This window comes from Nitratireductor sp. L15S-10 (assembly GCF_045011005.1).
GTDB lineage: Bacteria > Pseudomonadota > Alphaproteobacteria > Rhizobiales > Rhizobiaceae > Nitratireductor.
In genome coordinates this window covers 158,875-180,283 of record NZ_CP120675.1, presented here as the reverse complement: position 1 = coordinate 180,283, position 21,409 = coordinate 158,875, and the positions used below count along the sequence as shown (strand labels likewise).

Here is a 21,409-nt window from a genome sequence, read left to right as displayed (position 1 = left end):
ACAACGCTGCCAATTCGCAGGGCCTCGGAACTCGCCGGCGACCAACCGCCTCCGGTGCTCAAATAGCGCGTGTCGGGCCGCTGGTCCTCGAGCGCGGCGAGGCTCATGGCGTCGATCGCCGCCTCGGCGACACAAAGCCGCGGCCCATCGACGGGGCCGAGCCGGAAAAGCACTTTCGCGCCGCCGGTCGCGAAACCACGCCAGTCCGGCCCGCGCTCTTCCCAGCCGGTCACGGCGCCCGCGCGATCGCGGTGCGCCGCCCACATGCTCCCCCGGGGGCCTTCGCGCAGGATATCCTGGGTGATGGCCGATCTCAGAATCGCTTCTGGAATGTCACGCTCGTCGCGCAGATAGCGCCATGTGGCTGATCCGCGCCAAGGCTTGCGCCGCGCGTTCCAGCGTTCGGGAATGGAGAGATCAGGCGCGTGCACGCGTGACGGTCGCTTCCATTCATGCTCCTTGGGGACGAAACCGATGAGATCGGCAACGACGTAGAGCGCGGCCGCGAACGGGAGGCCGTCAAGATGTTCGACCAGACGGAAGACGTCCCCCTTGGCCTCCGACAGTGGATCGAACCAGCCTTTGCCCTCGTGAATGACGATGATGATGTCGTCGCCACGGCGGTATTTGACCGCCTTGCGGGTGCTTTCCTTCAGATCGACGGCGAAGCCGGCGGTTTCGAGAACCGCCCCGCAATTCACCTTGTCTCTCAGCTCTTCGAGCTCGGCTTTTTCCATTCTCTTTCCGCGTCTTGCGCGGTCCTCTATCCGGTTTCCGCTCCCTGTTCTTTAGGGGCCGATCCCGGAGGCCGCGAAGAGCAAGGCAGGACAAGGGCGCGTCTGGCAAGCCGGCATTTGTGCCGGGTCGCAGTTTTCTCGGCCAGAAGCGGTGAAGCCTCCCTTGCCGGCCGCCGCGCGCGAGCGGCACCAAGGTGCTCTCGCAGCTCTCCAATCCTTCCGGCCGCCCCCGGCGTCAGGGATGGCAGCCCGGATGGGGGAAGACCGCTTACGGGCTTCAGCCTTGCCAACAGCCCGGCCCGCAGGGCGACGCCCAAACGTAAATCCAATGCCAGCGTACCAGTAAGTGAAGACTATCCATGCCCCAAGAACGCGCATGTGAAGATCGCAGATCATAAACGGAGAAAAGGGAGTGACGACTGTCCCGCGCTACTCCGAGGAGGATGTGCCGGATTGTCCGGTGCGAGAGGCATCGGAACCGTGAGCTGCGTTCCGTTCCTCACTTCGTATGGTCGGGCGGATAAGCAGTTCGAGGGTGCTCGGGATCATGCGCCAGACCACACCGTCTCCCCGAAGCGCGTGATAAGCGGCTGCGGCGATGTGGAGCCCCACCAGGATCAACGTGACATTCCAGAAGAGTACATGAAAGCGCGCGGCAGGCGCCCAGAGATAGGAGGTTACAAACCCGGCAGCAACCTGTCCGAGAAGAGAGAAATACAGCGCCCAATGGACTGCATGCGAGGTGCGGTCCCGCCAGTTCGTCAGTCGCGGCAGCAGCGATTGTGGCAGGAACATTCGAAGCCCGATCCTCAACAGCACCAACGCACCGATCAGCAGCCCGGCATAATTGTGGACAGCATGCTGGAACAGGTCGGATTCGGACGGAGGCAGCAGCGGATTATGCGTTCGGGGTATGGCGTCGGAGGTATACCATTGCCCGATCAGCAACAGAACCACAGACCAGTGAACGGCGATCTGCAACCGTGTATATTTGGCTCCTCGCCAATGGCCTCCGATGATCGACCACACGGGCGTTTCTAACTGTGAGGCTCAGACTTCGAGGTGGAAAGTCGCTGCGCCGCACATCTCGGTTCGCCAAGGCGACTGGCGATGTCCCGATAGGCTTCCATCAGGGGCCGCTCCGTCAGCGGGAAACGTTCCCGTTCTCGATCGAGCTTTTCCAGCGCGGCCAACATGAATTCGGCAATATCCGGACGCTCTTGCCCGCGGGCACAACGATAGACGCGAAGAATGTCCCGTTCCATCTGCTCTGTCTCTGATCTCATGCGCATCGCCTCCTTGCCATATCAAAGCCTACGCCTTCCAGCGCAGGAAAGGTCAAGCGGCAAGCGCCAACAAACGCGCGGGACACCGACCAGGCCGGTTCACGAGATGGGTCCTGCGACACGGACCTGATGCTGACCGAGGTTTAATCCCATTCCCGCTTGCCGAAGACGCGTGCCATCAAGTCGCCAAATGATGAGGGCGCCGGATTGGATAGATCCGAACAGAGTTTTGCATCACGCGTCGGCCTAGTAAGATCAGGATTCCGGACTGGCATGGAACAAACTCAAGCGAGCCGGTCGGCAAGGCTTGTTCAAAGCGGCAGAGATCTAGGACAACAGGAGTGTGCGCTTTTGGGGCCGACAGAAAAAACAATTAAGAGGCTGTTCGCCCTATCGGGCAATCTTTGTGCGTTTCCAGGTTTTTCCCTTCCCATCGTGGAAAGCGCCGGCACGATCACCGGCGAGATCTGTCACATTCATGCGCAGAAAGCAGGCGGACCTCGATTTGACAGCAGCCAAACCGAGGAAGATCGCCACGGATTCGACAACCTTATCCTGCTGTGCCGACGTCACCACCGAATTGTCGACTCGCAACCAGAGGCATTTTCGGCAGAGGCGTTGGAAGAACTCAAGAAAATTCGGGAAAAGGAAATGGGTAGGCCCGAACAGGCGACAGACGCCTTCTTTGCAAAGATCCTGCTCGGCGACCTAAGGCGCGTCATCGTTAACAATGACAGCGGCAATGTCATTGTCGACAGTCCTGGAGCGATTCAGGCCCACACCGTCAATGTGAGAACGACACGCAAAGCGCTACATATCCAACCGGCAGCTGGAACGATCGGTGCCGATCAGGAGGCCAGTCGGTATGTTCAGTACCTGATCAGCAGGTATAACCAGTTCGCCAGCGCCGACAGGTCGCGTGCAACAACATTCAGCTATGGCGCCATCTCGAAAAATGTTGAGAAATCTTTCGGAGCGCCTTGGAGGATGCTGGCGATAGAGGACTTTGAGCCCGTTTGTGCATATCTCCAGCAACGTATCGGCAAGACGCGCATCGCAAAATCGAATCTTTCCAAAGGGGCAAGGTCGTTCACGATCTTCGCCGATTTTGGCAAAAAGTCAGGCGACAAAGGGTGAATGACGTCAACGAACTCGGCCCGGGCGTTTCTCCTGGTCGCCGGATGCAATGCAGGCGTGGGACCGCGGGAAGCGAACAGACAACCCTGCACACAATCATGGAGGTTGGCGAAGTTGGTGAACGAATAGGGCCGATCGCGCCGCAGTTCAGCGCGATTTGACCTTCCACCCACCGGAGCGTTTAGGCTTTTCCGCAAAACCAAAGCCAGGGTCTTTCCATGCGCGCAATAACGTACCAGCCCGAATTCAACATCGTCGTATTCTCCTTTCTCCTCCATTTCGTATGGGAGTTTGTCCAGGCACCTACCTATGCCGGGATGATCGAGATGAACCATTGGGACGGCATCAAGCTTTGCATGTCGGCGACATTCGGTGATGTCGGCTTTGCCCTTGTTGCTTTCGGTCTCACAAGCCTGGCAGCGCGGACGCGTCAGTGGTTTCTCCGTCCTGCCGCTTGGCAGTATCTGATGTATCTCGGCATCGGGATCGGCCTGACAGTCGGTTTCGAGTATTACTACACGCAGGTCTCGCTGCGCTGGACCTATTCGGAATTGATGCCTCTGGTGCCACCGTTTGGAACAGGTCTGAGCCCTCTGTTGCAGTGGCTGGTCGTTCCAACAGTTGTCTTGTGGATCACGCGAAGACAGATCGTCGGAATCAAGGTCAAGGAAACCGAGCAATGATGGACAACAGTCTGGGAAGCGGCATGATGGGATTTGGTGGCATCGGGATGCTGCTGATCGGCATCCTCGTTTTGTTGGCGATTGCGGCCCTGGTCAAATATCTGATGAAGTGATCGCATTCACGTCGCCATCGACCGATCAACGAGCGTATCGATTGCGCGCGCTCGTTCCTCGTCATGACATCGGGTCTCCACCTGGATTGTGGTAAAGAAAAATCCGAACTCATCCACGAGCTTTCCTTGTGCAATCGTCAAGACCTCGTCCGAATCAATTTCGGCGCGTTTATCCACCATGACATGTGCCGAGAACACATATTTGCCGCTTGTAAGTGCCCAGGCGTGGACGTGATGAACATTCTTCACACCCGGAATTACCGCGAGAGCGGCCTTGGCTTCGGCAAGCGAAATCTCATCAGGCGTTCCCTCCATGAGAAGATGAATGGCGTCGCGCAGTATCCCCCAGCTGGCCCACAGAAGCACAAACCCGAAGATAATCCCCAACAAGGGATCAATTGCGAGGAAGCCGGTAAATCGGATCACCAGTGCAGCGACAATGATTATTAGACTGCCGACGAATGTCTGTATGATGTGCCAATAGGCACCCCGTACATTCAAATCACTGCCCTGTTGCCGGTACAAAAGATACAGCGAAATGAACTCCGTAACGAGGCCTCCCGCCGCTGCAATCAGCATCGGACCGGTGGGGAGATCGATCGGGTTTCCGAGCCGCATCAGTCCCATGACAATCACAACCAAGGCCATGATCAGAAGAAATGCGCCATTCACGAGCGCGCCGATGATCTCGGCGCGCAACCAGCCGAAGGACTTTTGTTCGTCCGCCGGCCTTTTCGCGATGCGGGCGGCGATGATTGCAACCAGAACGCCTCCGACCGCGGAGAATGTATGAAAGGCGTCGGAGATGACTGCGACCGAGCCGGTCCACAATCCAATGCCGAGCTCCACGATAAAATAGACGCCCGTCAGCCACGCGGAAATCGAGAGCGCCCGGCCGCTTGATGGCATATGACCGGCATGGTTTTCTGACATCGGTTTTGCCTCCTCTCAGGTCAGTTCAGAGCTAGGCCACAGTAAACTGCCCCATCATGCCACCATCCTCATGCTCGAGAATGTGGCAGTGATACATGAAGGGCGTTCGATCGCCTGCGGGCTGCGTGAAGCGCATCAGCAATTCGGTTTCGCCATCAATGACGACAGTATCCTTCCATCCACTGCTTTCGGGCAGCGGATCACGGCCGTTTTCGCGGACGACCTGAAACGACACGCCATGGACGTGGAAAGGATGGGCCAGCATGGTTGCGCTGACGACCCATTTTTCTGTGTCGCCAAGACGCACGCGTTGGTTGACGACGGCCATCTCGAACGGATCTCCGTTGATGGCAAACCCGCCCATCATGCCTCCTCCCATCATGTCTCCTCCCATGCCCATGTCGAGTGAGAAGCGCCTGGTTTTGGCAATTTCAAAATCTGCAAGTGAGGGCGCCTTGCCTCCTATCGTATCGGGGATTTTGTCAACCGCGACCGGGAGGCGTTCATCGACAAGGATTGGCAGGACCTCGAAACGCCGCGCGCCCGTCAAACCATCGAGCATTCCCCGGGCGCGGCCTATCATGCCGCCCATTCCCTGATTGGGATCACCGTCACTCACGAGAGAAACGTCATGCCCGCTCGTGAAATCGACCAGGATCTCAGCACGCTCACCGGGACCCATTCGCAGCGTTTCGAGTGCGATCGGCCGGGCAAGATACCCGCCATCGGTCGCGATGAGATGCATCGGGCGGGAGTCGCTCAGGCGCAACGAATAAATGCGGGCATTGGAAGCGTTAACAATCCGCAGCCTGACAATTCCCGTCGGTACATGCGCCGCCGTTCCAATCTGGCCGTTGACCAGGATCGTGTCTCCGGTCATGCCATGCATGATGTCCATCATCGAATTCGCATAGGCCAGCCGCCCGTCACCGGCAAATCTGCGATCCTGAATGACCAGTGTGAGATCGTCCGTGCCATAGGTTTCTGGCAATCCACGCTCCGCATCGTGGCCATCGACGATGTGGATCACTCCGGCCAACCCGGCATAGACATCCTGTGCAGTTCGCCCGTGTATGTGTGTGTGAAAGAAGGCCGTGCAAGGCGGCTGGTCGATCTGCATATCAGGCGTCCAGTCGGAACCTGGGCCGATCGGCAAATGCGGACCGCCATCGTGTTCGCCAGGTACGAGCAGTCCATGCCAGTGGGAACTGACAGGCCATGACAGAGCGTTGGCGACTTTCGGCTGCAACGGCCCCTTTTGAACGCGAACAACCGGCCCGAGATAAGGCTGGTTGAATCCGATTGTCGGTGTCGCCCTGCCGCCGATGAAACTGGTCGTGCCGAACTGTGCGGTCACGTCGAAACGCCCCGATTCGGAGGTATCGAGCAATGGCGGCATTTGAAGCCGAGGGAAGCCGGTTGCCCTGGCAAGGTTCACGGACGGCCGTGCGCCCAAAACGCCGTAGGCGGCGGCGCCAGCGGCCAAAGCCACACCTCCTGCAAGCAGTCCGCGCCGTGTTGTCATTGGCGTCTCCCTTCAACATTTTCTGCCCAACCTGCGTTCATCTCGTGTCCCGCGGTTCCAATGCGTAGCGCTTGTTCATCTCGTCATGGCCGGCGCGGATTTCATCGGGCCAGGTGCTCTTGATGTAAGACAAGACGGCGACGATCTCCTCATCCGACAGAATGGCCTCGTAAGCGGGCATCGCGGATGTGTAATCCTTCAGATTGGCCGCTTCGGCGACCCCAAGTTTGGTGATCTTGAAGAGCAACTCGTCGGGATGATGCCAGGTGTGTCCTGTTTCATCGTGCGGCGGAGCCGGCATCAAGCCGTCGGGTCCCGGGGAACGCCAATCCTCTGCCTGGCCCTGCAATTCCGCTCCGTGACAGGACGCACAGTTGGCAGTGTAGACCTGTTGGCCGAGCGCCACTTTTTCCTGGTCATCCGGCCTAAGGAGAGCCGCGCTTTCCCCATTACCTGGGCCGACCCCAATCATGGCGACGACGCCGATCGCAAGTAATGCCAGACCGGCAAGGGAAATTATCTTCAATCGTCTCATCGACATGGCTTCACCTAAACGACCACCAGGGAAGACCCGCTGGGGACACGGCTGTAGAGATCGATAATGTCCTGGTTCATCAATCGAACACATCCGCTGGAGACAGCCCTGCCGATGGTCCAGTATTCCGGCGAACCGTGAATCCGGTACAGCGTGTCCTCTCCGTCCTGAAAAATGTAGAGGGCTCTCGCTCCCAGCGGATTATCGAGCCCCGGTGGCATGCCGCCATTGCGTGCGCTCCATTTTTCGAGGTCCGGCTCCCGCGCGATCATTTCCTCGGGCGGAGTCCATTTCGGCCAAGCCTGCTTCCACTGGATGACCCCGCGGCCCGACCACGAAAATCCCGCTCTGCCGAGTCCGACGCCATACCGCATCGCCTTGCCGCCCTCCTGGATCAAATGAAGGTAAAACGTCTGCGTATCGACAATCAGGGTGCCAACCGCATAAGGCCCCGAATAGTCGACCTGACGACGCCAGAACCTCTCCGGGACCTTGTTCAGATCGACGGCCGGTATCGGAAAACGCTCTCCGGGCATCGGCCCATACATGGTTGCATACGTGCCTGGGATTCTCGGTGCCGGTTGCGGCTCGAGCGCCTGTTCGGGTGTGGTGGTTGTACAGCCGGAAAGGGCAAGCAACGACAGGCTGCCTGCCCCACCCAGGAGTTGCCTGCGATTCATTGCTTGCCGGCCTGGTAATACAGGGTCGGCGTCTCTCCGGTTTTGCCGGTGAAGGCGAGGACGTCGTATTTCGCCTTCGGATCTTCTCCCATGCCCAAAGAGCCCATCGGCATACCCGGGGTGGAAATGCCGCGAATATCCGGTTGTTCAGTCATGAGCTTGCTGATCGCTGCAAGCGGGACGTGTCCCTCGAGAACGTATTTGCGATCGCCTCCGATGGCGGCCGTATGACATGCTTCAAGTTTTGCCGGCACGCCCGCCTGCGTCTTGATCGAGGAGAGGTCTTCCATGTCCTTTGTTTCGACGGTGTAGCCGGCTTTTTCGACTGCATCGACCCAGACCTGACAGCACCCGCACCAGGGTGTCTTGAAGACGGTGATATGCTTGTCATCGGTTTCGCCTGCATGTGCATGCAGCGTCAGCAGGTTGCCGGCCAACCATGATGCGGCCGCGATTTTGATCAGTGTTTTCATTTCTGGTCTTGTCCTTTGTGTGTTTGATGGCCGTGACAGGTCCGGCCCATGATCTTGTGCATGACGAGGTGTGCCCCAAGACAAAAGCCGATTGGCGCCAATGCGCCGAGGCGTTCAGCCAAACCTGCGCCAGCGCCCATGCCCCAAAGCAGCAATCCGGCGCCGCCGACCATTGGAATGCAGCATGCGATCATGATCCAGGTGCCGAATTTCCGCGGTTCGGGAACGCCCGTGACGTCATGTGCTCGAATTCTCGGCACCCCGGAGGAAAGTGCATAGGGCGATAGTTTTTGCGGGTCCTGAGCCATCACAGCACGACCACCTTTGCGCCCACCGGAACCCTTTCATACAGGTCCTCGACATGCGCATTGATCATCCGGATGCAGCCGTTCGAAACGGAGCGCCCGATTGAAGATGGCTGGGTGGTGCCGTGAATCCGATACATCGTGTCACGGCCACTGCGGTACAAATACAGCGCGCGTGAACCAAGCGGATTTCCGGGTCCGCCGGGAACGCCTTTTGCATATCTGGCGTATTTGCCCGGCTCACGCCTGATCATGTTCTTGGTCGGGGTCCAACTTGGCCACTTTGCCTTCCGACCGATGGTGGCCGAGCCCCGAAAGGCAAGACCAGCTCGGCCGACGCCGACCCCATATCGCCTTGCTGTTGTCCGGCTTGTTTGCAGGTAGAGAAAGTGGTTGCCTGGATCGACCACCAGCGTGCCGGGACTGTATCCGGAGAATCGAACAGTCTGCGGTTCGAACCGCGGATCAAGTTTGAAGACGCGTTTGTGTGCCTGTGCCAACGAGGCAGGCAGGAATGCCGACGACAAAGCGCCAAGCATTAAGCTACGTTTGGAAAGCATGGTTTCCCTCTCAAATCCAATTACTCGACGAACGCCATTGATGGCTGGCGAAGTAAGATCAGATCGAGATGGGGGGCCTCATCTGGAAATATATCACTTCCAGAAGCGTCTCGGACTGTGCCGGGATTTCAACCGACGCCAAGACAGGCGAATTTTGCAGCGGTGTGAATTCGGGAAGATAATGGCAATCGGCCGCACAATTGCCTTGGCGGTTATCCATGCCGCTTTTCGACTTCTGACAGCACTTCATCGCGGCCGTCTTGTCAGCGGCCAGAACCTCATGAACCTGATCGGTTACTTTCGTTGATGTCATGTCGGCATGCGATTGGATCACAGCCGGCATCATGGCCCCGAGGACCAGAACCAGTATCATCAACGATGGCAAAAGTCTGCGCATTTCAGTAACGTAACGCCGGTTCCGTAAATTTTCTACACTCGTCTCAGCTGACTTCGAACCATGTGGTCATGCCTGCCGCCGCGTGTTCCAGCATGTGGCAATGATACAGCCACTTGCCGGGATTGCCAGCGACGAAGGCAACCTCCGTCGTCTGCTCAGGTCCAATCAGGAATGTGTCGCGCCAGGGCTTGCCGTCATCGACGTCGGCTCCGGATCGGCTGAGAACACGGAAGTGATGACCATGGACATGCATGGCGTGTACCCAGCCTGTCTGATTTATCGTTTCCAGCAGAACCGTTTCGCCGCGCCGAACCGTGAAAAGCGGAGCCTCCGCCAGGTTTGCTATGCCGTTGAATGCCCAGGACTGGCCCGTTTTACGGAAATCTTCGCCTTCAAGGCGCTTGCCCTTGTAGGTGATGTCCACAAAGCCGCCCATGGCGCCACCTTCCATAACGACCTTCACTTTCCGGGCGCCCGTCACATCGGGCTCCGGTATCAGGTTTACCGGAATTGAAGGCGTCGACTGCGCTGTACGCGATATCCCGTCGACGATCCCGTCGACCAGGGGGAATGGCTGATCGCCCGAAATCTCTTCGATCGCAAAATCAGCGTCCGGAACAACCATAAGGTCGATCCGTTGCGCTGGTCCGAGAAGATGCGGGGAATAAGGCAGAACGACGGATTCCGGCAGCGCCTGTCCGTCATAGGCAATTACCTTTCCGCCGAACCGATTGGGATCGAGTTCCAGAACACGTGCGTTCGAGGCGTTGATCAGTCTAACGCGATAGGCTTCGCCACTGCGCAGCTTCAAGACCGGACGTGACTTGCCATTCACAAGGAGCCAGTTACCGAGACGCCCTCCGTGGCTCCAATCCATCAAGGAACCAAAGCTGTCCGTGTCCAGAACGCCAGGCTGGCGCAAGCGCCAGTCATCAATGATGAGGGTGATGTCATGGTCGCGATCAAAGGTGGAGGTTCGCTCCTCCACGATCAACGGGCCATACAAGCCACGCCCGACCTCATTCCAACTCTTGTTGTGCGCGTGATACCAATATGTACCGGAATCCGGCAGCTCGAATTCATAGATGAAACTGTCTCCGGGCTGCACGGGTTCCTGGGTCAAGCCGGACACCCCGTCCATCGCATTTTCGATGCGGATCCCGTGCCAGTGGATGGATGTGGGCTCCTCAAGATTGTTGCGAAAGTTGACGCGTATCCGCTCGCCCTTTCGGGCCCGGATTTCAGGACCGGGTACAATGTCGTTATAGGCCCAGAGATCTGAGAGCTGCTGCTCGTAAAGTGCTCGCTGGACCGATCCGGCGATCAGATCAAACTCCTGCGCACCCGCCTTTGCCACAGCAAGACCGGGCAGGACGCCTGCTGACACGAGCACCCCGGTTCCCGCCAGGAAATTGCGTCTGTCAATCATTCTCCCGCTCCAGCAGAAAGGTCGCGATTGCCGTCAGATCGTCCTGACTGAGAAAGGAAGTTCCGTCACGCACCACTTCCCCCATCGAACCACCAAAAGCGTCGCCGTCCGGTTGGATGCCTGTTTTCAGCGCATAAGCCAGATTGGACACAGTCCAGCCCTTTTCCTTCAGCACATCCGCCCTGATCGAAGGGGATTTACCGCCATCGGGCAGACTGTCCGATCCATGCAGGCGCAATTCAGGCGGAAGACCGAAGTTTGGGGCGAGAACGAAAACCGCGAACCCACCCGCCCCCCAACGCGCGCCATGCCGGAGCGACACCGGTTGGTCTAATATCAGAGTGATAGCCGTTAGAATCAGTGCGAATGCAACACCGGTCACGAGATTCGAGAGCAACGTAAAAAACGTCCGCTGCAAGCCTTCTTCGGGCGCCCAGACTTCGTCCTCGGTCTCAGCGTGTGACACCCCCTCTTCATAAGCTTCGGCTTGGAGGATCAACGGGATAACCCGCACTGATTGCGCCGCGGTCGCGAACACACCAGCGAGCAATCCCGCTACAAGCGCGGCCAGAATTACCCGGGTCAACATCTACGTCGTGGCGCCTTAGTGGCAGGGCGCGACGATTGCGTGGCGCGTGTCGTGGGCGCCGTTGTGCAGTGCGTCGGAATGAGCAAACGCAGCGAAATAAAGCAACGCTATGCCAAATATTGCAGCGAACAGCGTAGTCGTCAGACGTGCTGATGCCGAAACCCGCAGCGAAACAGATTGTGTTGCGAGCATGACAACCTCCGTGTTGCTCATTCAGTCACTTGAACATCTCTCCGTCCGTTCACATGGCAGGTCTCCTGGCTCATGGCGGTTTTCCAGCGCTATCGCCTTCCCGGATGTTTCCAGTGGCGCTCCCGTTTTCGGGAGTTATGGCGCCGCGCCATTCTACAGTCGCGGGGTCGGCTGTGGTTTGGATGCCCGGTCTGGGTCCACCCGTCACATTCCCTTTTCATCCCGCTTCGCGCTCGGCATCGCGGGAACCGTGTGAACAATTACCCTGACGTCACGCCGAAACCGAGTCAATAACGACAAGCTTGGCCGCGACCGTTCTCCGACAAGACCAGGACAACGGCTCCATCAGGATTTCAGATCCAATTGCCGCAGTCTGAGCGAATTGACGACAACTGAGATCGAAGAAGCGCTCATCGCAAAGGCGGCGAACATCGGACTAATCAGGATGCCGAAGAACGGGAAGAGTACGCCTGCAGCTACCGGAACGCCCAACGTATTGTAGATCAGGGCGAAAAACAGGTTCTGCCGTATGTTGCGCATCGTTCCGTGGGCCAGACGGCGAGCCCTGACGATGCCGTCAAGATTTCCTTTGACCAGGGTAAACCCAGCGCTTTCGATCGCGACATCCGCCCCGGTTCCCATCGCGATTCCAACGTCGGCCTGAGCCAGAGCCGGAGCGTCGTTCACGCCGTCGCCGGCCATCGCGACCTTGCGACCCTGCTGCTGCAATTCCTGGATGATGCGCGCCTTGTCTTCGGGAAGCACGTCGGCGCGGATCTCGTCGATGCCCAGGCGCGCAGCAACGGCTTTCGCCGTTCGTTCGTTATCTCCGGTCGCCATGATAATGCGGAATCCAAGTTCATGCAGAGCCTTCAGCGCGTCGGGGGTTGTTTCTTTCACCGGATCGGCGACGCATACGAGTCCGGCGACGCCATTGTCGACGACAACGAACATGACCGTCTCGCCCTCGTCACGGCGGCCATTGGCTTTTTCGGTCAAGCCCCCCGCCTCCAGGCCAAGTTCGCGGATCATCGCGAGATTGCCGAGCGCCACGGCTCTGCCATCCACTGTACCCTTGACGCCTTTGCCGGTAACGGCCTCGAAGTCGCCGGCCGCGGCCAACTCCACGCCTCGCTCTTCGGCTCCTCTTACGATGGCTTCGGCGAGCGGGTGTTCCGAACCCCGTTCAAGGGAAGCCGCCAGACGCAGCACTTCGGTCTCGTCATGGCCATTCTCCGCCACGACTGCCACCAATCGCGGCTTGCCTTCGGTCAACGTGCCTGTCTTGTCGACGATTAGCGTATCAACTTTCTCGAACCTCTCGAGCGCCTCCGCATTCTTTATGAGCACGCCTGCTTGAGCTCCGCGTCCCGTTGCCGTCATGATCGACATTGGGGTGGCGAGACCGAGGGCGCAGGGACAGGCTATGATCAGTACCGCGACCGCGGCGATGAGCGCATATGAAAGGGCGGGTTCCGGGCCCCAAAACGCCCAGCCCAGGAAAGCAAGTACAGCGATAGCGATCACCGCCGGCACGAAATAGCCGGATACTTTGTCGGCATATTTCTGGATTGGCGCCCGGGACCGTTGTGCGTTGGCGACCATTTCGACGATCTGGCTCAGCATTGTGTCGGCGCCGACGCGTGTAGCTTCCATGATAAGGCTGCCAGTGCCGTTGATGGTTGCGCCCGTCACTGGATCGCCTGAAACTTTCTCGACTGGGACGGGTTCGCCGGTGATCATGCTTTCGTCGATCGATGAACGACCATCGACCACCACGCCATCCACGGGAACCTTGTCGCCGGGGCGCACACGAATGCGGTCGCCAACCCCAACATGTTCGAGCGGAATTTCCTCTTCCGTGCCGTCGTCGCGTATCACGCGGGCCGTTTTTGCCGCCATATCGAGGAGTGCCCGGATTGCCTTGCCAGTACCCTCACGAGCACGCAGTTCCATCACCTGCCCGAGGAGCACCAAGGTAACGATGACGGCTGCTGCTTCGAAATAGACACCCACATGACCTTCTGGATCCCGGAAGCCATCGGGGAAGATACCTGGAAACAGCACGGCGACGACACTGAATGTCCATGCCGCCATGACGCCCATCGCGATCAGGCTGAACATGTTCAGATTCATCGTACGGAAGGAATTCCAGCCGCGGACAAGGAATGGCCAACCCGACCAGAGAACGACTGGCGTGCCGAGCACAAGTTCGATCCACAGCGTTGCTCGTTCTCCGAAGATCTCGCGAACGCCGGAAAGACCCACAAAGGGACCCATGGTCAGGATCAGGAGTGGAATACTCAGGGCCGCGCCAATCCATAAGCGCCGAGTGAAATCGACAAGTTCGGGATTCGGCCCCTCTTCAACCATCGTTGCCGATTCCAGTTCCAGTCCCATGCCGCATATCGGGCATGATCCGGAATGTGTACGGCGCACTTGAGGGTGCATTGGGCAGGTATAGACGGGTCCGCTATTTCCGGCCGGAACTTCGTCATATTGGCCTTGGCCGGCAGAAGAGGTGCCTTCGGCGTCCGCCGTGTGATGATGGTGCTCGTGCTGGGAGGTCATCGCAATCGCTCCTTGTCGTGTCACATGTTGTGCGGTTTGAACGTTATGCCGTTGGCGACCTGCAACTCGCGAACATATTGGACAATCTTCGCCACCTCGTCCCGCGTGACCTGCTCCTGCTTCGGCATGTTGCCGTATGGCCAGTGGTGCTGGACCACACCGTTCATGGCTGCCAGATAGAACGCATCATCCGAGTGATGTCCCGGATTGTAAATGTCGTGGATCAGCGGAGGCCCTTTGTCCGTTCCGGATGCACGATCGCCATGGCAACTGGCACAGTTGTTATTGAAGAGTATCTGACCGACGCTTGCTTCACCCGACAGTTCCGGCATTGACACCGCCACGACCATCGCTTCCGGTTCTGGCTGGAACGCTTTTGAAAGCAGGACCGCAGCTCCTAGCGCAAAAAATCCCAGCACAAAAACCTTTGGAAGACTTCCTCGAATATTCACCATCTTCTCCATCTATCTTTCTGGAAAACCTAACAACATCGGCGCCACCCCTACGTCTCAGATCAGCCGATTATTACCTTTTCGCCGTCCATAAGCTCGTAGGGCGGAACGACGAGGTTCTTGGGTGCAGGGCCCCGCCTTACACGCCCGGACGTGTCGTATTGCGAACCGTGGCACGGGCAGTACCAGCCACCCCAATTGCCCCTTGGATCGGAATCCTTCTGCCCGAGTGGGATGCAGCCGAGATGCGTGCACACCCCGACCACGATCAGCCACTCGGGATTCTGCACACGATCTGCATCGCTTTGAGGATCGATAAGATCAGCATCGTCGTCAGCGACTGCCGCATCGATTTGAGCTTCCGTCCGTCTGTCGACAAACACAGGACGGCCACGCCACATGACCGTCACTCGCTGGCCGACCTCAATGCCGCCCAACGGGATTTCGACCGTTGCGAGGCTTCGTATACTTGCCGAAGGATTCATGCTGTCGATAAACGGCCAGGCGAACGCCCCTACTCCCACGACCACCATCGCCCCTGTTGCAACGTAAATGAAATCGCGTTTGGTGACCGAGTTGTCGGCATCTGAGACTATTGCGGACATATTATTGCTCCTTGCGCTTTGGACGGAGTTCACGCCGGATTGTCCGGCGTTCCCTCTCGCTCCTGTTTCAAGGTCTGCTTGGCGGACTACGCACCGCCACCGCCGCGATGGCGTCTACTCTTCATCGGATTCGTGCATCAGTTCCTCGATACGCTCGGGAATGTCCTCTTCGGAGAATTCGGCCTGAACGTCGGCATCGTGGACAAACGCAATGATGTCGGCCAGTTCGCTACCATCGAGCTCGATCGGCGCACCGAGTTCATCACGCTGCATTGCGACCATCGCCTCTGCACCCCGCCACATGCGCGCAGCAAATTCGAACGGATTCATCGGTAGGGGCATCGTCGACGCATCAAGGGCCGGAGCGTCCTCGCCGCCGACACCGTTTATCGAATGGCACACAACGCATCCCTTGCTCGCGAACAGCTGCTTGCCTCGTATCGGATTCATTTGAGGAATCATCAAACCCGGGCTCATCATGCCGTCGTCCATCATGCCGCTTTCCTGGCCCAACGAAGCGGTCACCAGGCCGAACATGATCGCTCCACCGAGAAGGGCTGAAGTCATGGCGTTTGAAGTTGCATATCTGTACATGACAGTCTCCTTTCGTCTTTTTCCGGCTGCTCTTAGGGGAGCACCACCATTTCGTGACCTTCACCTGAAACAGCGATCTCGCCCGTTACTGCGAGGTTTTCCTGGTCGACGATCCAGACCTTGGGCTCTTCGCGACTTGAGACGAAGAGGCTGTTCGTCCCGGCTATTGTCGTCAGGTGATAGGGGGCGGGAGCTAAGGCTGCGAATTTTGCTTTGCCGCTGCTCAGGTCAATAGCGGCAATCTTGTCATCGCCCTTGCCGCTAACGAATAGCGTCCCATCATCGTCCGACAGATCCAGCCCATGGATTTCGCCACCGACATCCAGAGACCGGGAAATGTTCCCGTCCGCGATGATGACCTCGTGGACCTTGCCGGCATAGGCATCGGCGACATAGAGCCGCTTGCCATCGTGCGAAATGACAACATGCTCCGGCGCCTCGCCGGAAAGGATATTGCGCTTGACGAACGTCTTGTCGACGTCAACCTCACTAATGGTTCCGCTGTCGGCGTTCGTAACGAATACCGATCTACCATCGCGCGCAAACACGGCATAGTTTGGGCTCGTTCCAGTCGGCACGAACGCTTTGAATGCCAAGGTGTCGAGATCGATGATACTGATCCCGTCTGTGGTCGGATGTGTAACTGCGGCGTAGCGGCCGTCCGGAGACATAGCCACGTGATGGACGGCGCCGGGAACCTCAATCCGGCGCACTACCGCGCCGGTCTCCGCTTCGACTATCGTTAGAATGCTTACTCCGGCATCTTTGGGCATGACACTCGCCGCCCTAGAGGCGTGATGCGCTTCGTGTTCGTCTTGCGATACGCCATCCGGTTTCGCCGGCGCCTCTGCTTCTTCTTTCGCCACCTCGGAATAACTGCCCGCAACGATGTAACGTGCGCCTGGTACTCCGGCCAGACCGTGGACAGCCTCAAAACCTGGCCAGCGCGCCTCGACCGAACCGGTGTCGGCATCCACAACAAGGATTTCTCCAGCGCTCCCCTCTGGAATGTAGACGGTGGTCGCGAATGTCGGCACGGTTCCGAGCAAAGTCAGAGTTGCTGTCGCTAACGCGAATTTCATTTCTGTTTTCATTTTGGTCTCCATTAATATGGCCGTGTTCAACAGAACCTGCGTGCCGCGAAGTAGTTGAAGAGAGGGCCGAAAATCAGCGCGACATACCAGCCGTAGGCAAATGCCTCGACCAGACCGAGCAGGAAGCTCGGGATACTCAACCAGGTGAATCCGGGAAGAAGTTTCAGCCATGTCTGGTACATCGCCATTCCCGGAAAGATGAGATCAAAGCCGACGCACAGGACGAACGTGATCGCCAGAAACAAGCCAAGGCTCATGCCGAATGCGATGACCGGAATACGCGGTGTGTTCGACACCTGCGGAGCGACCCTGATCGCGTAGCCCGGACTGGAGTTGCGTGAGTCAGCCATGAACAGCCTCCCCTGTCTCCAAGGTCGCAGTTTCCTGATTTAGATATGTATCAGGTGCCGCCTCAAAGCGTTCGCGGCATTCTCGCGAGCAGAAGTAGAACACGTGCCCGTCATGCACTGCGGACTTCGCCGCATTCGTATGGACTGTGATCCCGCACACGGGATCAATGGCACTTTCAGGCGCGATCCAGCGCAGATCAGTATTACTACCTCCCTCCGACTGCTTTGTTCGAGAGTTGTGGCCATGTCCCATTACATGGGCGCCACAGCCAAACCGCATCATGAGCAGGATCAGTCCGGCCCAGACGAGAAAATAAACTATTGCTTCCATTATCCGCTCCTTATGCATCGCCCGCACGGGCTGTTGCATTTTCGGCTTTGTCCGAACCGACAGGGGCGACGAATGCGAATTGCGTCCCGCATTTCAGCGGGCGCTATCGCAGATCCGACGAGGCAAGTCAGACTCTTGAGCTATTGCGGAAAGAGCCGCAGTGGCGCTCAGTATTCGCTCACGCGGGTTGGCGCCATCGTCAGCCGGACAGGGTTACCCTATGTTTCAGGCAGACTTTGGAGGGGGAGATGGAAACGACGGGAACAGCCATTCCGGAAGCTGTTTCGTAATAAAGTGCTGATGCTGACGACTTGCGTCAATGCCAGAAAATCCGGCCAGGAGAACAGCCGGTAACAGGCAATGACTGGCCGTACTGCATACCTTGGAATGAGCAGGTACAACGCGATTGCCATCGGAACCATCATATGAATGGCTCACGCTGATGACCGCGTGCAAACCAGTGTCAATGTTCTCGCTAAATTGGTGGAATAACGGCGCGAGGACGTAGAACATTGCTATCATCGCCCACAATACCGACCGCGAACGCGGCAGCGCTCTCAATCGGGCTTCTCTTTGGGCTTTGACGGTCATTTCATAACCTACTTTTTTTCAGCTTACTCGCAAAAACGAAGCGATCCTTGATCTCTATCAACGCGACCCTGACCTACCGTTTTCCGACCGGTGAAGGCTTTTAAATGTCGGCCTCCATTGGAGGTGGATTTAGTGGCTGCAATTACCTGCTGGCTTTTTCAATTGGTCGCTTGCAGGTCGATCTCCATGGCCAAGATCATTAAGTATCGGGCAGTCCGGACGATGGTCACCCGCACAAGCATTGACGAGTTCAGCGAGAGTGGCCCGCATGGAACGGAGCTGCGCGATCTTTTCGTCGATCCTCGCCAAATGGTCTTCGGCGATATGCTTCACGGCAGCGCTCTCCCGTCCATCATCCTCATAGAGAGCTAACAGGTTCCGACAATCTTCGATCGTGAAGCCCAATGCACGGGCGCGGCCGAGAAACGCCAGCTTGTGCAGATCCTTGTCTTGGAAACTGCGATAGCCGTTTTCGCCCCTTAGCGGCCGGATGAGGCCGATGTCCTCATAGTAGCGTATGGTCTTCGCAGGCAGGCCTGAAATTCGTGAGACATCACCAATATTCATCGTCAGTTTCCTTCTCATTCGGCCGGCGCCGGCACGAGTTGTGCGGGAGTTGGGTGGGCAGAAGCCCTTTCATCCATTGCCGGAGCGATCCGTCGCAACCGCAACGCGTTCGTCAGCACAAAGACAGAAGACAGTCCCATGGCACCTGCCGCCAAAATGGGTGACAGAAGCACACCGAACGCGGGGTATAGTACGCCGGCCGCAACCGGGATCAGGGCGGTGTTGTATCCGAACGCCCAGAAAAGGTTCTCGCGGATATTGCGCATCGTCCGGCGGGAAACCTCGAACGCGTTGACCACGCCGCGAAGGTCGCCCGACATCAGCACGACGTCTGCGGATTCGATGGCGACGTCGGTCCCGGTTCCGATTGCGATGCCGACATCGGCATGGGCCAGCGCCGGCGCATCGTTGATGCCATCGCCGACAAAAGCGATCCTCTGGCCCTTCGTGCGCAGTTCGTCGAGCGCAGCGACCTTGCCGTCGGGAAGAACTCTGGCGATCACATGATCGATCCCGGTCTCCCTTGCGATGGTTTCGGCTGTCTCTGGCTTGTCTCCTGTGATCATCGCCACTTTCAATCCGAGCTTGTGCAACTCTTGAATGGCCGCAGCGCTTGCGGATTTCACCGGATCCGCCACGCCGAATACCGCAGCCACCTTTCCATCAATCGCGGCGTAGAGGGCGGTATGACCGCGCCGGGCCAGTTGCGCTTCCTCCGCGGCCAGAGCGCCCAGGTCCAGGCCCTCGCGCTGCATCAGCCGATCGGCGCCTACCAGAACCTCGGTCGTTCCGACGCGGGCGCGAACCCCGTATCCCGTCATGGAGTTGAATTCCGACACCTCATGACGCGCTGCTCCTTCACGACGCGCGCCGCGCACGATTGCTTCGGCGATGGGGTGTTCCGACTGCTCTTCGACCATGGCCACGCGGCCCAGCACATCAGTGCGGTCGAAGCCTTCGGCCACGATCACGTCGACGAGTTCGGGGCGCCCCTCGGTGAGAGTGCCGGTCTTGTCGAATGCGACCACGTCGACCGAACTCAGGATTTGCAATGCATCGCCCTTGCGAAACAGAACACCCATCTCGGCCGCGCGTCCGGTGCCGACCATGATCGACGTCGGCGTGGCAAGACCCATCGCACAGGGGCATGCGATGATGAGGACAGACACGCCTGCCACCAGCGCAAGGGTCAGCGCCGGCTCGGGGCCGAAGATCAGCCAAATCAATACCGTCAATGCAGCGATCGCCATGACCGCCGGCACGAACCAGAGCGTGATCCGGTCGACGAGGCCTTGGATCGGCAACTTCGCACCCTGCGCTTCTTCTACCATACGAATTATCTGCGAAAGGGTCGTGTCGGCGCCGACGCGCGTTGCACGGAACCGAAAGCTTCCGGCCCCGTTGACCGTGCCGCCGGTTACCGGATCACCAGTTGCCTTGGTGACGGGCACCGGCTCCCCGGTGATCATGCTCTCGTCAACGTGGCTCTCGCCCTCGACGAGTTCGCCGTCCACGGCAATCCGCTCGCCCGGACGCACGAGGAGAACATCGCCGAGCCGGATTTCCTCTATCGCCACTTCCACCGGTTCGCCGTCGCGCAAGACACGCGCGGTTCTGACCTGAAGCCCGAGCAATTTCTGGATGGCCGCGCCGGTGCGGCCCTTTGCCCGCGCCTCGAGGAACCGTCCCAGAAGTATCAGCACCACAATCACCGCGGCGGCCTCGAAATAGACCGCGCGAACCGCATCCGGCAGAAGCGAGGGCAGGAAAGTCGCAATGACAGAGTAGATGTAAGCCGCGCCGGTTCCGACCGCGACAAGGCTGTTCATGTCTGGTACCCCCTTGATGAGAGCGGGGATGCCTTTCTGGTAGAACACCCTGCCTGGCCCGAGCAGCACAGCGGTGGTCAGCAGGAACTGGATAACCCAGCTGGCCTCGTGGCCAATCGTGCCCCCGATGAATTCATGCATTCCAGGAACCAAGTGACTGCCCATCTCCATCACGAACACGGGCAGGGCGAGGACAGCCGCCAGGATCGTGCGGTGTCTGATCTCGCGCGCTTCCTCTTCCTTGCGTGCGACGCGGTCGCCCGAACTGGACGCTTCCGCGATTTCAGCGGGATAGCCGATTTCAGTGGCCGTCGCGATGAAGGCGGCGGGGCCGGTCACCCCTTCGAGGTAAGTCACAGTCGCAGTTTCGGAGGCCAGGTTCACGTTGACTTCCAGAACACCCGGTACGGCGGCGATAGCCTTGTCCACGCGTCCAACACAGGATGCACATGACATTGATGCGATGTTCAGCGTGACGCTCGCCCGCCGTGCCGGATAGCCGAGCTTGTCCAGCGTGTCGGCGGCCTCCGCGAGCCGCTCTGGACCGTCGACGGTCATCCTCGCGGTTTCGTTCGCGAGATTGACCGAAACGTCTCCAATTCCTTCAAGCCCGGAAAGCGCTCGGTCGACCCGCCCGACGCAGGATGCGCAGGACATGCCCTCGATGGAAAGTAAAACAGACTGGTTGCCGGTCATCGACGCCTCCAATTCAAAACTTTTGAGCGAGATAGTCGTTCCAGTGACTGGAAGGTCAAGGGAGAGACGCAAGATTATTTCCGAGCCAAATTTCCTTGACCTTCCAGTTGGTGGAATCTCTATTTTCCGCGCAGTCAACACCATTGGAGATTAGA

25 protein-coding genes, 1 pseudogene and 1 riboswitch are annotated in these 21,409 nt (G+C 58.4%); of the genes and pseudogenes, 2 read left to right on the top strand and 24 right to left on the bottom strand.

All coding sequences use genetic code 11. From position 1 onward, the window contains the following. Window positions 1–14: 14 nt before the first annotated feature. The 3 genes and pseudogenes from P2W41_RS18905 to P2W41_RS18895 form a co-directional block, all read right to left on the bottom strand. Window positions 15–737: pseudogene (locus tag P2W41_RS18905) on the bottom strand (DUF3991 domain-containing protein); the annotation flags it as partial. A 429-nt stretch (window positions 738–1,166) separates the two neighbouring features. After that, window positions 1,167–1,766, bottom strand: coding sequence for a cytochrome b (locus tag P2W41_RS18900; protein WP_404935023.1), 600 nt, complete (start codon window positions 1,764–1,766; stop codon window positions 1,167–1,169). Window positions 1,767–1,774: 8 nt separating this feature from the next. Continuing rightward, a complete protein-coding gene (locus tag P2W41_RS18895; protein WP_223006659.1) occupies window positions 1,775–2,023 on the bottom strand; it encodes a hypothetical protein in 249 nt (82 codons plus the stop codon). Between the two features lie 273 nt (window positions 2,024–2,296). Here P2W41_RS18895 and P2W41_RS18890 point away from each other — a divergent pair, with 273 nt between their 5' ends. Beyond that, complete coding sequence (locus tag P2W41_RS18890; protein ID WP_255606517.1) at window positions 2,297–3,160, top strand: HNH endonuclease signature motif containing protein; 864 nt, start codon at window positions 2,297–2,299, stop codon at window positions 3,158–3,160. Between the two features lie 218 nt (window positions 3,161–3,378). Beyond that, window positions 3,379–3,843: a hypothetical protein gene (locus P2W41_RS18885; protein WP_009452587.1), complete on the top strand. Its 465-nt coding sequence runs from the start codon at window positions 3,379–3,381 to the stop codon at window positions 3,841–3,843. Window positions 3,844–3,962: 119 nt separating this feature from the next. Here the strand turns inward: P2W41_RS18885 and P2W41_RS18880 are convergent, their stop codons facing one another. From P2W41_RS18880 to P2W41_RS18780, 21 genes are all read right to left on the bottom strand, one after another. Next, the gene (locus P2W41_RS18880; RefSeq protein WP_223006660.1) at window positions 3,963–4,889 is read right to left on the bottom strand and encodes a cation diffusion facilitator family transporter; all 927 of its coding nucleotides are present in this window, start codon (window positions 4,887–4,889) and stop codon (window positions 3,963–3,965) included. A 31-nt stretch (window positions 4,890–4,920) separates the two neighbouring features. Beyond that, window positions 4,921–6,414 (bottom strand): multicopper oxidase family protein, encoded by a 1,494-nt coding sequence (locus tag P2W41_RS18875; protein ID WP_223006661.1) that lies wholly within the window; start codon window positions 6,412–6,414, stop codon window positions 4,921–4,923. Between the two features lie 37 nt (window positions 6,415–6,451). Continuing rightward, complete coding sequence (locus P2W41_RS18870) at window positions 6,452–6,949, bottom strand: cytochrome c (protein WP_255606531.1); 498 nt, start codon at window positions 6,947–6,949, stop codon at window positions 6,452–6,454. A 14-nt stretch (window positions 6,950–6,963) separates the two neighbouring features. Beyond that, entirely contained in the window at window positions 6,964–7,629 is a 666-nt protein-coding gene (locus P2W41_RS18865; protein ID WP_255606518.1) for a L,D-transpeptidase, read from the bottom strand. Beyond that, entirely contained in the window at window positions 7,626–8,102 is a 477-nt protein-coding gene (locus P2W41_RS18860; RefSeq protein WP_009452582.1) for a DUF411 domain-containing protein, read from the bottom strand. Before P2W41_RS18860 ends, P2W41_RS18865 begins: the two co-directional genes overlap by 4 nt. Then, window positions 8,099–8,410 (bottom strand): hypothetical protein, encoded by a 312-nt coding sequence (locus tag P2W41_RS18855; protein ID WP_009452581.1) that lies wholly within the window; start codon window positions 8,408–8,410, stop codon window positions 8,099–8,101. The genes P2W41_RS18860 and P2W41_RS18855 overlap by 4 nt, the downstream gene beginning before the upstream one ends. Further along, window positions 8,410–8,967 (bottom strand): L,D-transpeptidase, encoded by a 558-nt coding sequence (locus tag P2W41_RS18850; protein WP_240532833.1) that lies wholly within the window; start codon window positions 8,965–8,967, stop codon window positions 8,410–8,412. The genes P2W41_RS18855 and P2W41_RS18850 overlap by 1 nt, the downstream gene beginning before the upstream one ends. Window positions 8,968–9,025: 58 nt before the next feature. Next, a complete protein-coding gene (locus tag P2W41_RS18845) occupies window positions 9,026–9,310 on the bottom strand; it encodes a hypothetical protein (protein ID WP_404935022.1) in 285 nt (94 codons plus the stop codon). Window positions 9,311–9,407: 97 nt separating this feature from the next. Then, the gene (locus tag P2W41_RS18840) at window positions 9,408–10,793 is read right to left on the bottom strand and encodes a multicopper oxidase family protein (RefSeq protein WP_223006663.1); all 1,386 of its coding nucleotides are present in this window, start codon (window positions 10,791–10,793) and stop codon (window positions 9,408–9,410) included. Further along, a complete protein-coding gene (locus P2W41_RS18835) occupies window positions 10,786–11,331 on the bottom strand; it encodes a CbtA family protein (protein ID WP_404935021.1) in 546 nt (181 codons plus the stop codon). Before P2W41_RS18835 ends, P2W41_RS18840 begins: the two co-directional genes overlap by 8 nt. A gap of 66 nt (window positions 11,332–11,397) precedes the next feature. Then, window positions 11,398–11,574, bottom strand: coding sequence for a CbtB domain-containing protein (locus tag P2W41_RS18830; RefSeq protein WP_040673333.1), 177 nt, complete (start codon window positions 11,572–11,574; stop codon window positions 11,398–11,400). Window positions 11,575–11,611: 37 nt separating this feature from the next. Then, window positions 11,612–11,842, bottom strand: a riboswitch (cobalamin riboswitch). Window positions 11,843–11,919: 77 nt separating this feature from the next. Then, window positions 11,920–14,145 carry a copper-translocating P-type ATPase gene (locus tag P2W41_RS18825; RefSeq protein WP_074896920.1) on the bottom strand — a complete coding sequence of 742 codons (2,226 nt, stop codon included), beginning with the start codon at window positions 14,143–14,145 and terminating at the stop codon, window positions 11,920–11,922. A 20-nt stretch (window positions 14,146–14,165) separates the two neighbouring features. Further along, window positions 14,166–14,609 (bottom strand): cytochrome c, encoded by a 444-nt coding sequence (locus P2W41_RS18820; protein ID WP_009452573.1) that lies wholly within the window; start codon window positions 14,607–14,609, stop codon window positions 14,166–14,168. A gap of 50 nt (window positions 14,610–14,659) precedes the next feature. Continuing rightward, the gene (gene petA / locus P2W41_RS18815; protein WP_009452572.1) at window positions 14,660–15,202 is read right to left on the bottom strand and encodes a ubiquinol-cytochrome c reductase iron-sulfur subunit; all 543 of its coding nucleotides are present in this window, start codon (window positions 15,200–15,202) and stop codon (window positions 14,660–14,662) included. Window positions 15,203–15,316: 114 nt separating this feature from the next. Continuing rightward, window positions 15,317–15,739: a cytochrome c gene (locus tag P2W41_RS18810; protein WP_202802962.1), complete on the bottom strand. Its 423-nt coding sequence runs from the start codon at window positions 15,737–15,739 to the stop codon at window positions 15,317–15,319. An 89-nt stretch (window positions 15,740–15,828) separates the two neighbouring features. Further along, window positions 15,829–16,890 (bottom strand): YncE family protein, encoded by a 1,062-nt coding sequence (locus tag P2W41_RS18805; protein WP_157174155.1) that lies wholly within the window; start codon window positions 16,888–16,890, stop codon window positions 15,829–15,831. A gap of 26 nt (window positions 16,891–16,916) precedes the next feature. Next, entirely contained in the window at window positions 16,917–17,240 is a 324-nt protein-coding gene (locus P2W41_RS18800; protein WP_009452569.1) for a DUF5676 family membrane protein, read from the bottom strand. Continuing rightward, window positions 17,233–17,571 carry a YHS domain-containing protein gene (locus P2W41_RS18795; protein WP_040673326.1) on the bottom strand — a complete coding sequence of 113 codons (339 nt, stop codon included), beginning with the start codon at window positions 17,569–17,571 and terminating at the stop codon, window positions 17,233–17,235. The genes P2W41_RS18800 and P2W41_RS18795 overlap by 8 nt, the downstream gene beginning before the upstream one ends. A gap of 225 nt (window positions 17,572–17,796) precedes the next feature. Beyond that, window positions 17,797–18,162 carry a hypothetical protein gene (locus P2W41_RS18790; RefSeq protein ID WP_223006664.1) on the bottom strand — a complete coding sequence of 122 codons (366 nt, stop codon included), beginning with the start codon at window positions 18,160–18,162 and terminating at the stop codon, window positions 17,797–17,799. A 129-nt stretch (window positions 18,163–18,291) separates the two neighbouring features. Then, the gene (gene cueR / locus P2W41_RS18785; RefSeq protein WP_009452567.1) at window positions 18,292–18,729 is read right to left on the bottom strand and encodes a Cu(I)-responsive transcriptional regulator; all 438 of its coding nucleotides are present in this window, start codon (window positions 18,727–18,729) and stop codon (window positions 18,292–18,294) included. Window positions 18,730–18,743: 14 nt separating this feature from the next. Then, window positions 18,744–21,254, bottom strand: coding sequence for a heavy metal translocating P-type ATPase (locus P2W41_RS18780; protein WP_009452566.1), 2,511 nt, complete (start codon window positions 21,252–21,254; stop codon window positions 18,744–18,746). Window positions 21,255–21,409: the final 155 nt, after the last annotated feature.

What these genes read in the sequence shown, in the direction of transcription:
- P2W41_RS18790 (WP_223006664.1), bottom strand. Translation starts at nt 18,162, where the DNA reads ATGACCGTCAAAGCCCAAAGAGAAGCCCGATTGAGAGCGCTGCCGCGT.
- P2W41_RS18865 (WP_255606518.1), bottom strand. Translation starts at nt 7,629, where the DNA reads ATGAATCGCAGGCAACTCCTGGGTGGGGCAGGCAGCCTGTCGTTGCTT.
- P2W41_RS18860 (WP_009452582.1), bottom strand. Translation starts at nt 8,102, where the DNA reads ATGAAAACACTGATCAAAATCGCGGCCGCATCATGGTTGGCCGGCAAC.
- cueR (WP_009452567.1), bottom strand. Translation starts at nt 18,729, where the DNA reads ATGAATATTGGTGATGTCTCACGAATTTCAGGCCTGCCTGCGAAGACC.
- P2W41_RS18880 (WP_223006660.1), bottom strand. Translation starts at nt 4,889, where the DNA reads ATGTCAGAAAACCATGCCGGTCATATGCCATCAAGCGGCCGGGCGCTC.
- P2W41_RS18890 (WP_255606517.1), top strand. Translation starts at nt 2,297, where the DNA reads ATGGAACAAACTCAAGCGAGCCGGTCGGCAAGGCTTGTTCAAAGCGGC.
- P2W41_RS18855 (WP_009452581.1), bottom strand. Translation starts at nt 8,410, where the DNA reads ATGGCTCAGGACCCGCAAAAACTATCGCCCTATGCACTTTCCTCCGGG.
- P2W41_RS18840 (WP_223006663.1), bottom strand. Translation starts at nt 10,793, where the DNA reads ATGATTGACAGACGCAATTTCCTGGCGGGAACCGGGGTGCTCGTGTCA.
- P2W41_RS18825 (WP_074896920.1), bottom strand. Translation starts at nt 14,145, where the DNA reads ATGACCTCCCAGCACGAGCACCATCATCACACGGCGGACGCCGAAGGC.
- P2W41_RS18810 (WP_202802962.1), bottom strand. Translation starts at nt 15,739, where the DNA reads ATGTTCGGCCTGGTGACCGCTTCGTTGGGCCAGGAAAGCGGCATGATG.
- P2W41_RS18805 (WP_157174155.1), bottom strand. Translation starts at nt 16,890, where the DNA reads ATGAAAACAGAAATGAAATTCGCGTTAGCGACAGCAACTCTGACTTTG.
- P2W41_RS18780 (WP_009452566.1), bottom strand. Translation starts at nt 21,254, where the DNA reads ATGACCGGCAACCAGTCTGTTTTACTTTCCATCGAGGGCATGTCCTGC.
- P2W41_RS18885 (WP_009452587.1), top strand. Translation starts at nt 3,379, where the DNA reads ATGCGCGCAATAACGTACCAGCCCGAATTCAACATCGTCGTATTCTCC.
- P2W41_RS18870 (WP_255606531.1), bottom strand. Translation starts at nt 6,949, where the DNA reads ATGAGACGATTGAAGATAATTTCCCTTGCCGGTCTGGCATTACTTGCG.
- P2W41_RS18820 (WP_009452573.1), bottom strand. Translation starts at nt 14,609, where the DNA reads ATGGAGAAGATGGTGAATATTCGAGGAAGTCTTCCAAAGGTTTTTGTG.
- P2W41_RS18830 (WP_040673333.1), bottom strand. Translation starts at nt 11,574, where the DNA reads ATGCTCGCAACACAATCTGTTTCGCTGCGGGTTTCGGCATCAGCACGT.
- P2W41_RS18845 (WP_404935022.1), bottom strand. Translation starts at nt 9,310, where the DNA reads ATGCCGGCTGTGATCCAATCGCATGCCGACATGACATCAACGAAAGTA.
- P2W41_RS18875 (WP_223006661.1), bottom strand. Translation starts at nt 6,414, where the DNA reads ATGACAACACGGCGCGGACTGCTTGCAGGAGGTGTGGCTTTGGCCGCT.
- P2W41_RS18850 (WP_240532833.1), bottom strand. Translation starts at nt 8,967, where the DNA reads ATGCTTTCCAAACGTAGCTTAATGCTTGGCGCTTTGTCGTCGGCATTC.
- petA (WP_009452572.1), bottom strand. Translation starts at nt 15,202, where the DNA reads ATGTCCGCAATAGTCTCAGATGCCGACAACTCGGTCACCAAACGCGAT.
- P2W41_RS18800 (WP_009452569.1), bottom strand. Translation starts at nt 17,240, where the DNA reads ATGGCTGACTCACGCAACTCCAGTCCGGGCTACGCGATCAGGGTCGCT.
- P2W41_RS18795 (WP_040673326.1), bottom strand. Translation starts at nt 17,571, where the DNA reads ATGGAAGCAATAGTTTATTTTCTCGTCTGGGCCGGACTGATCCTGCTC.
- P2W41_RS18895 (WP_223006659.1), bottom strand. Translation starts at nt 2,023, where the DNA reads ATGAGATCAGAGACAGAGCAGATGGAACGGGACATTCTTCGCGTCTAT.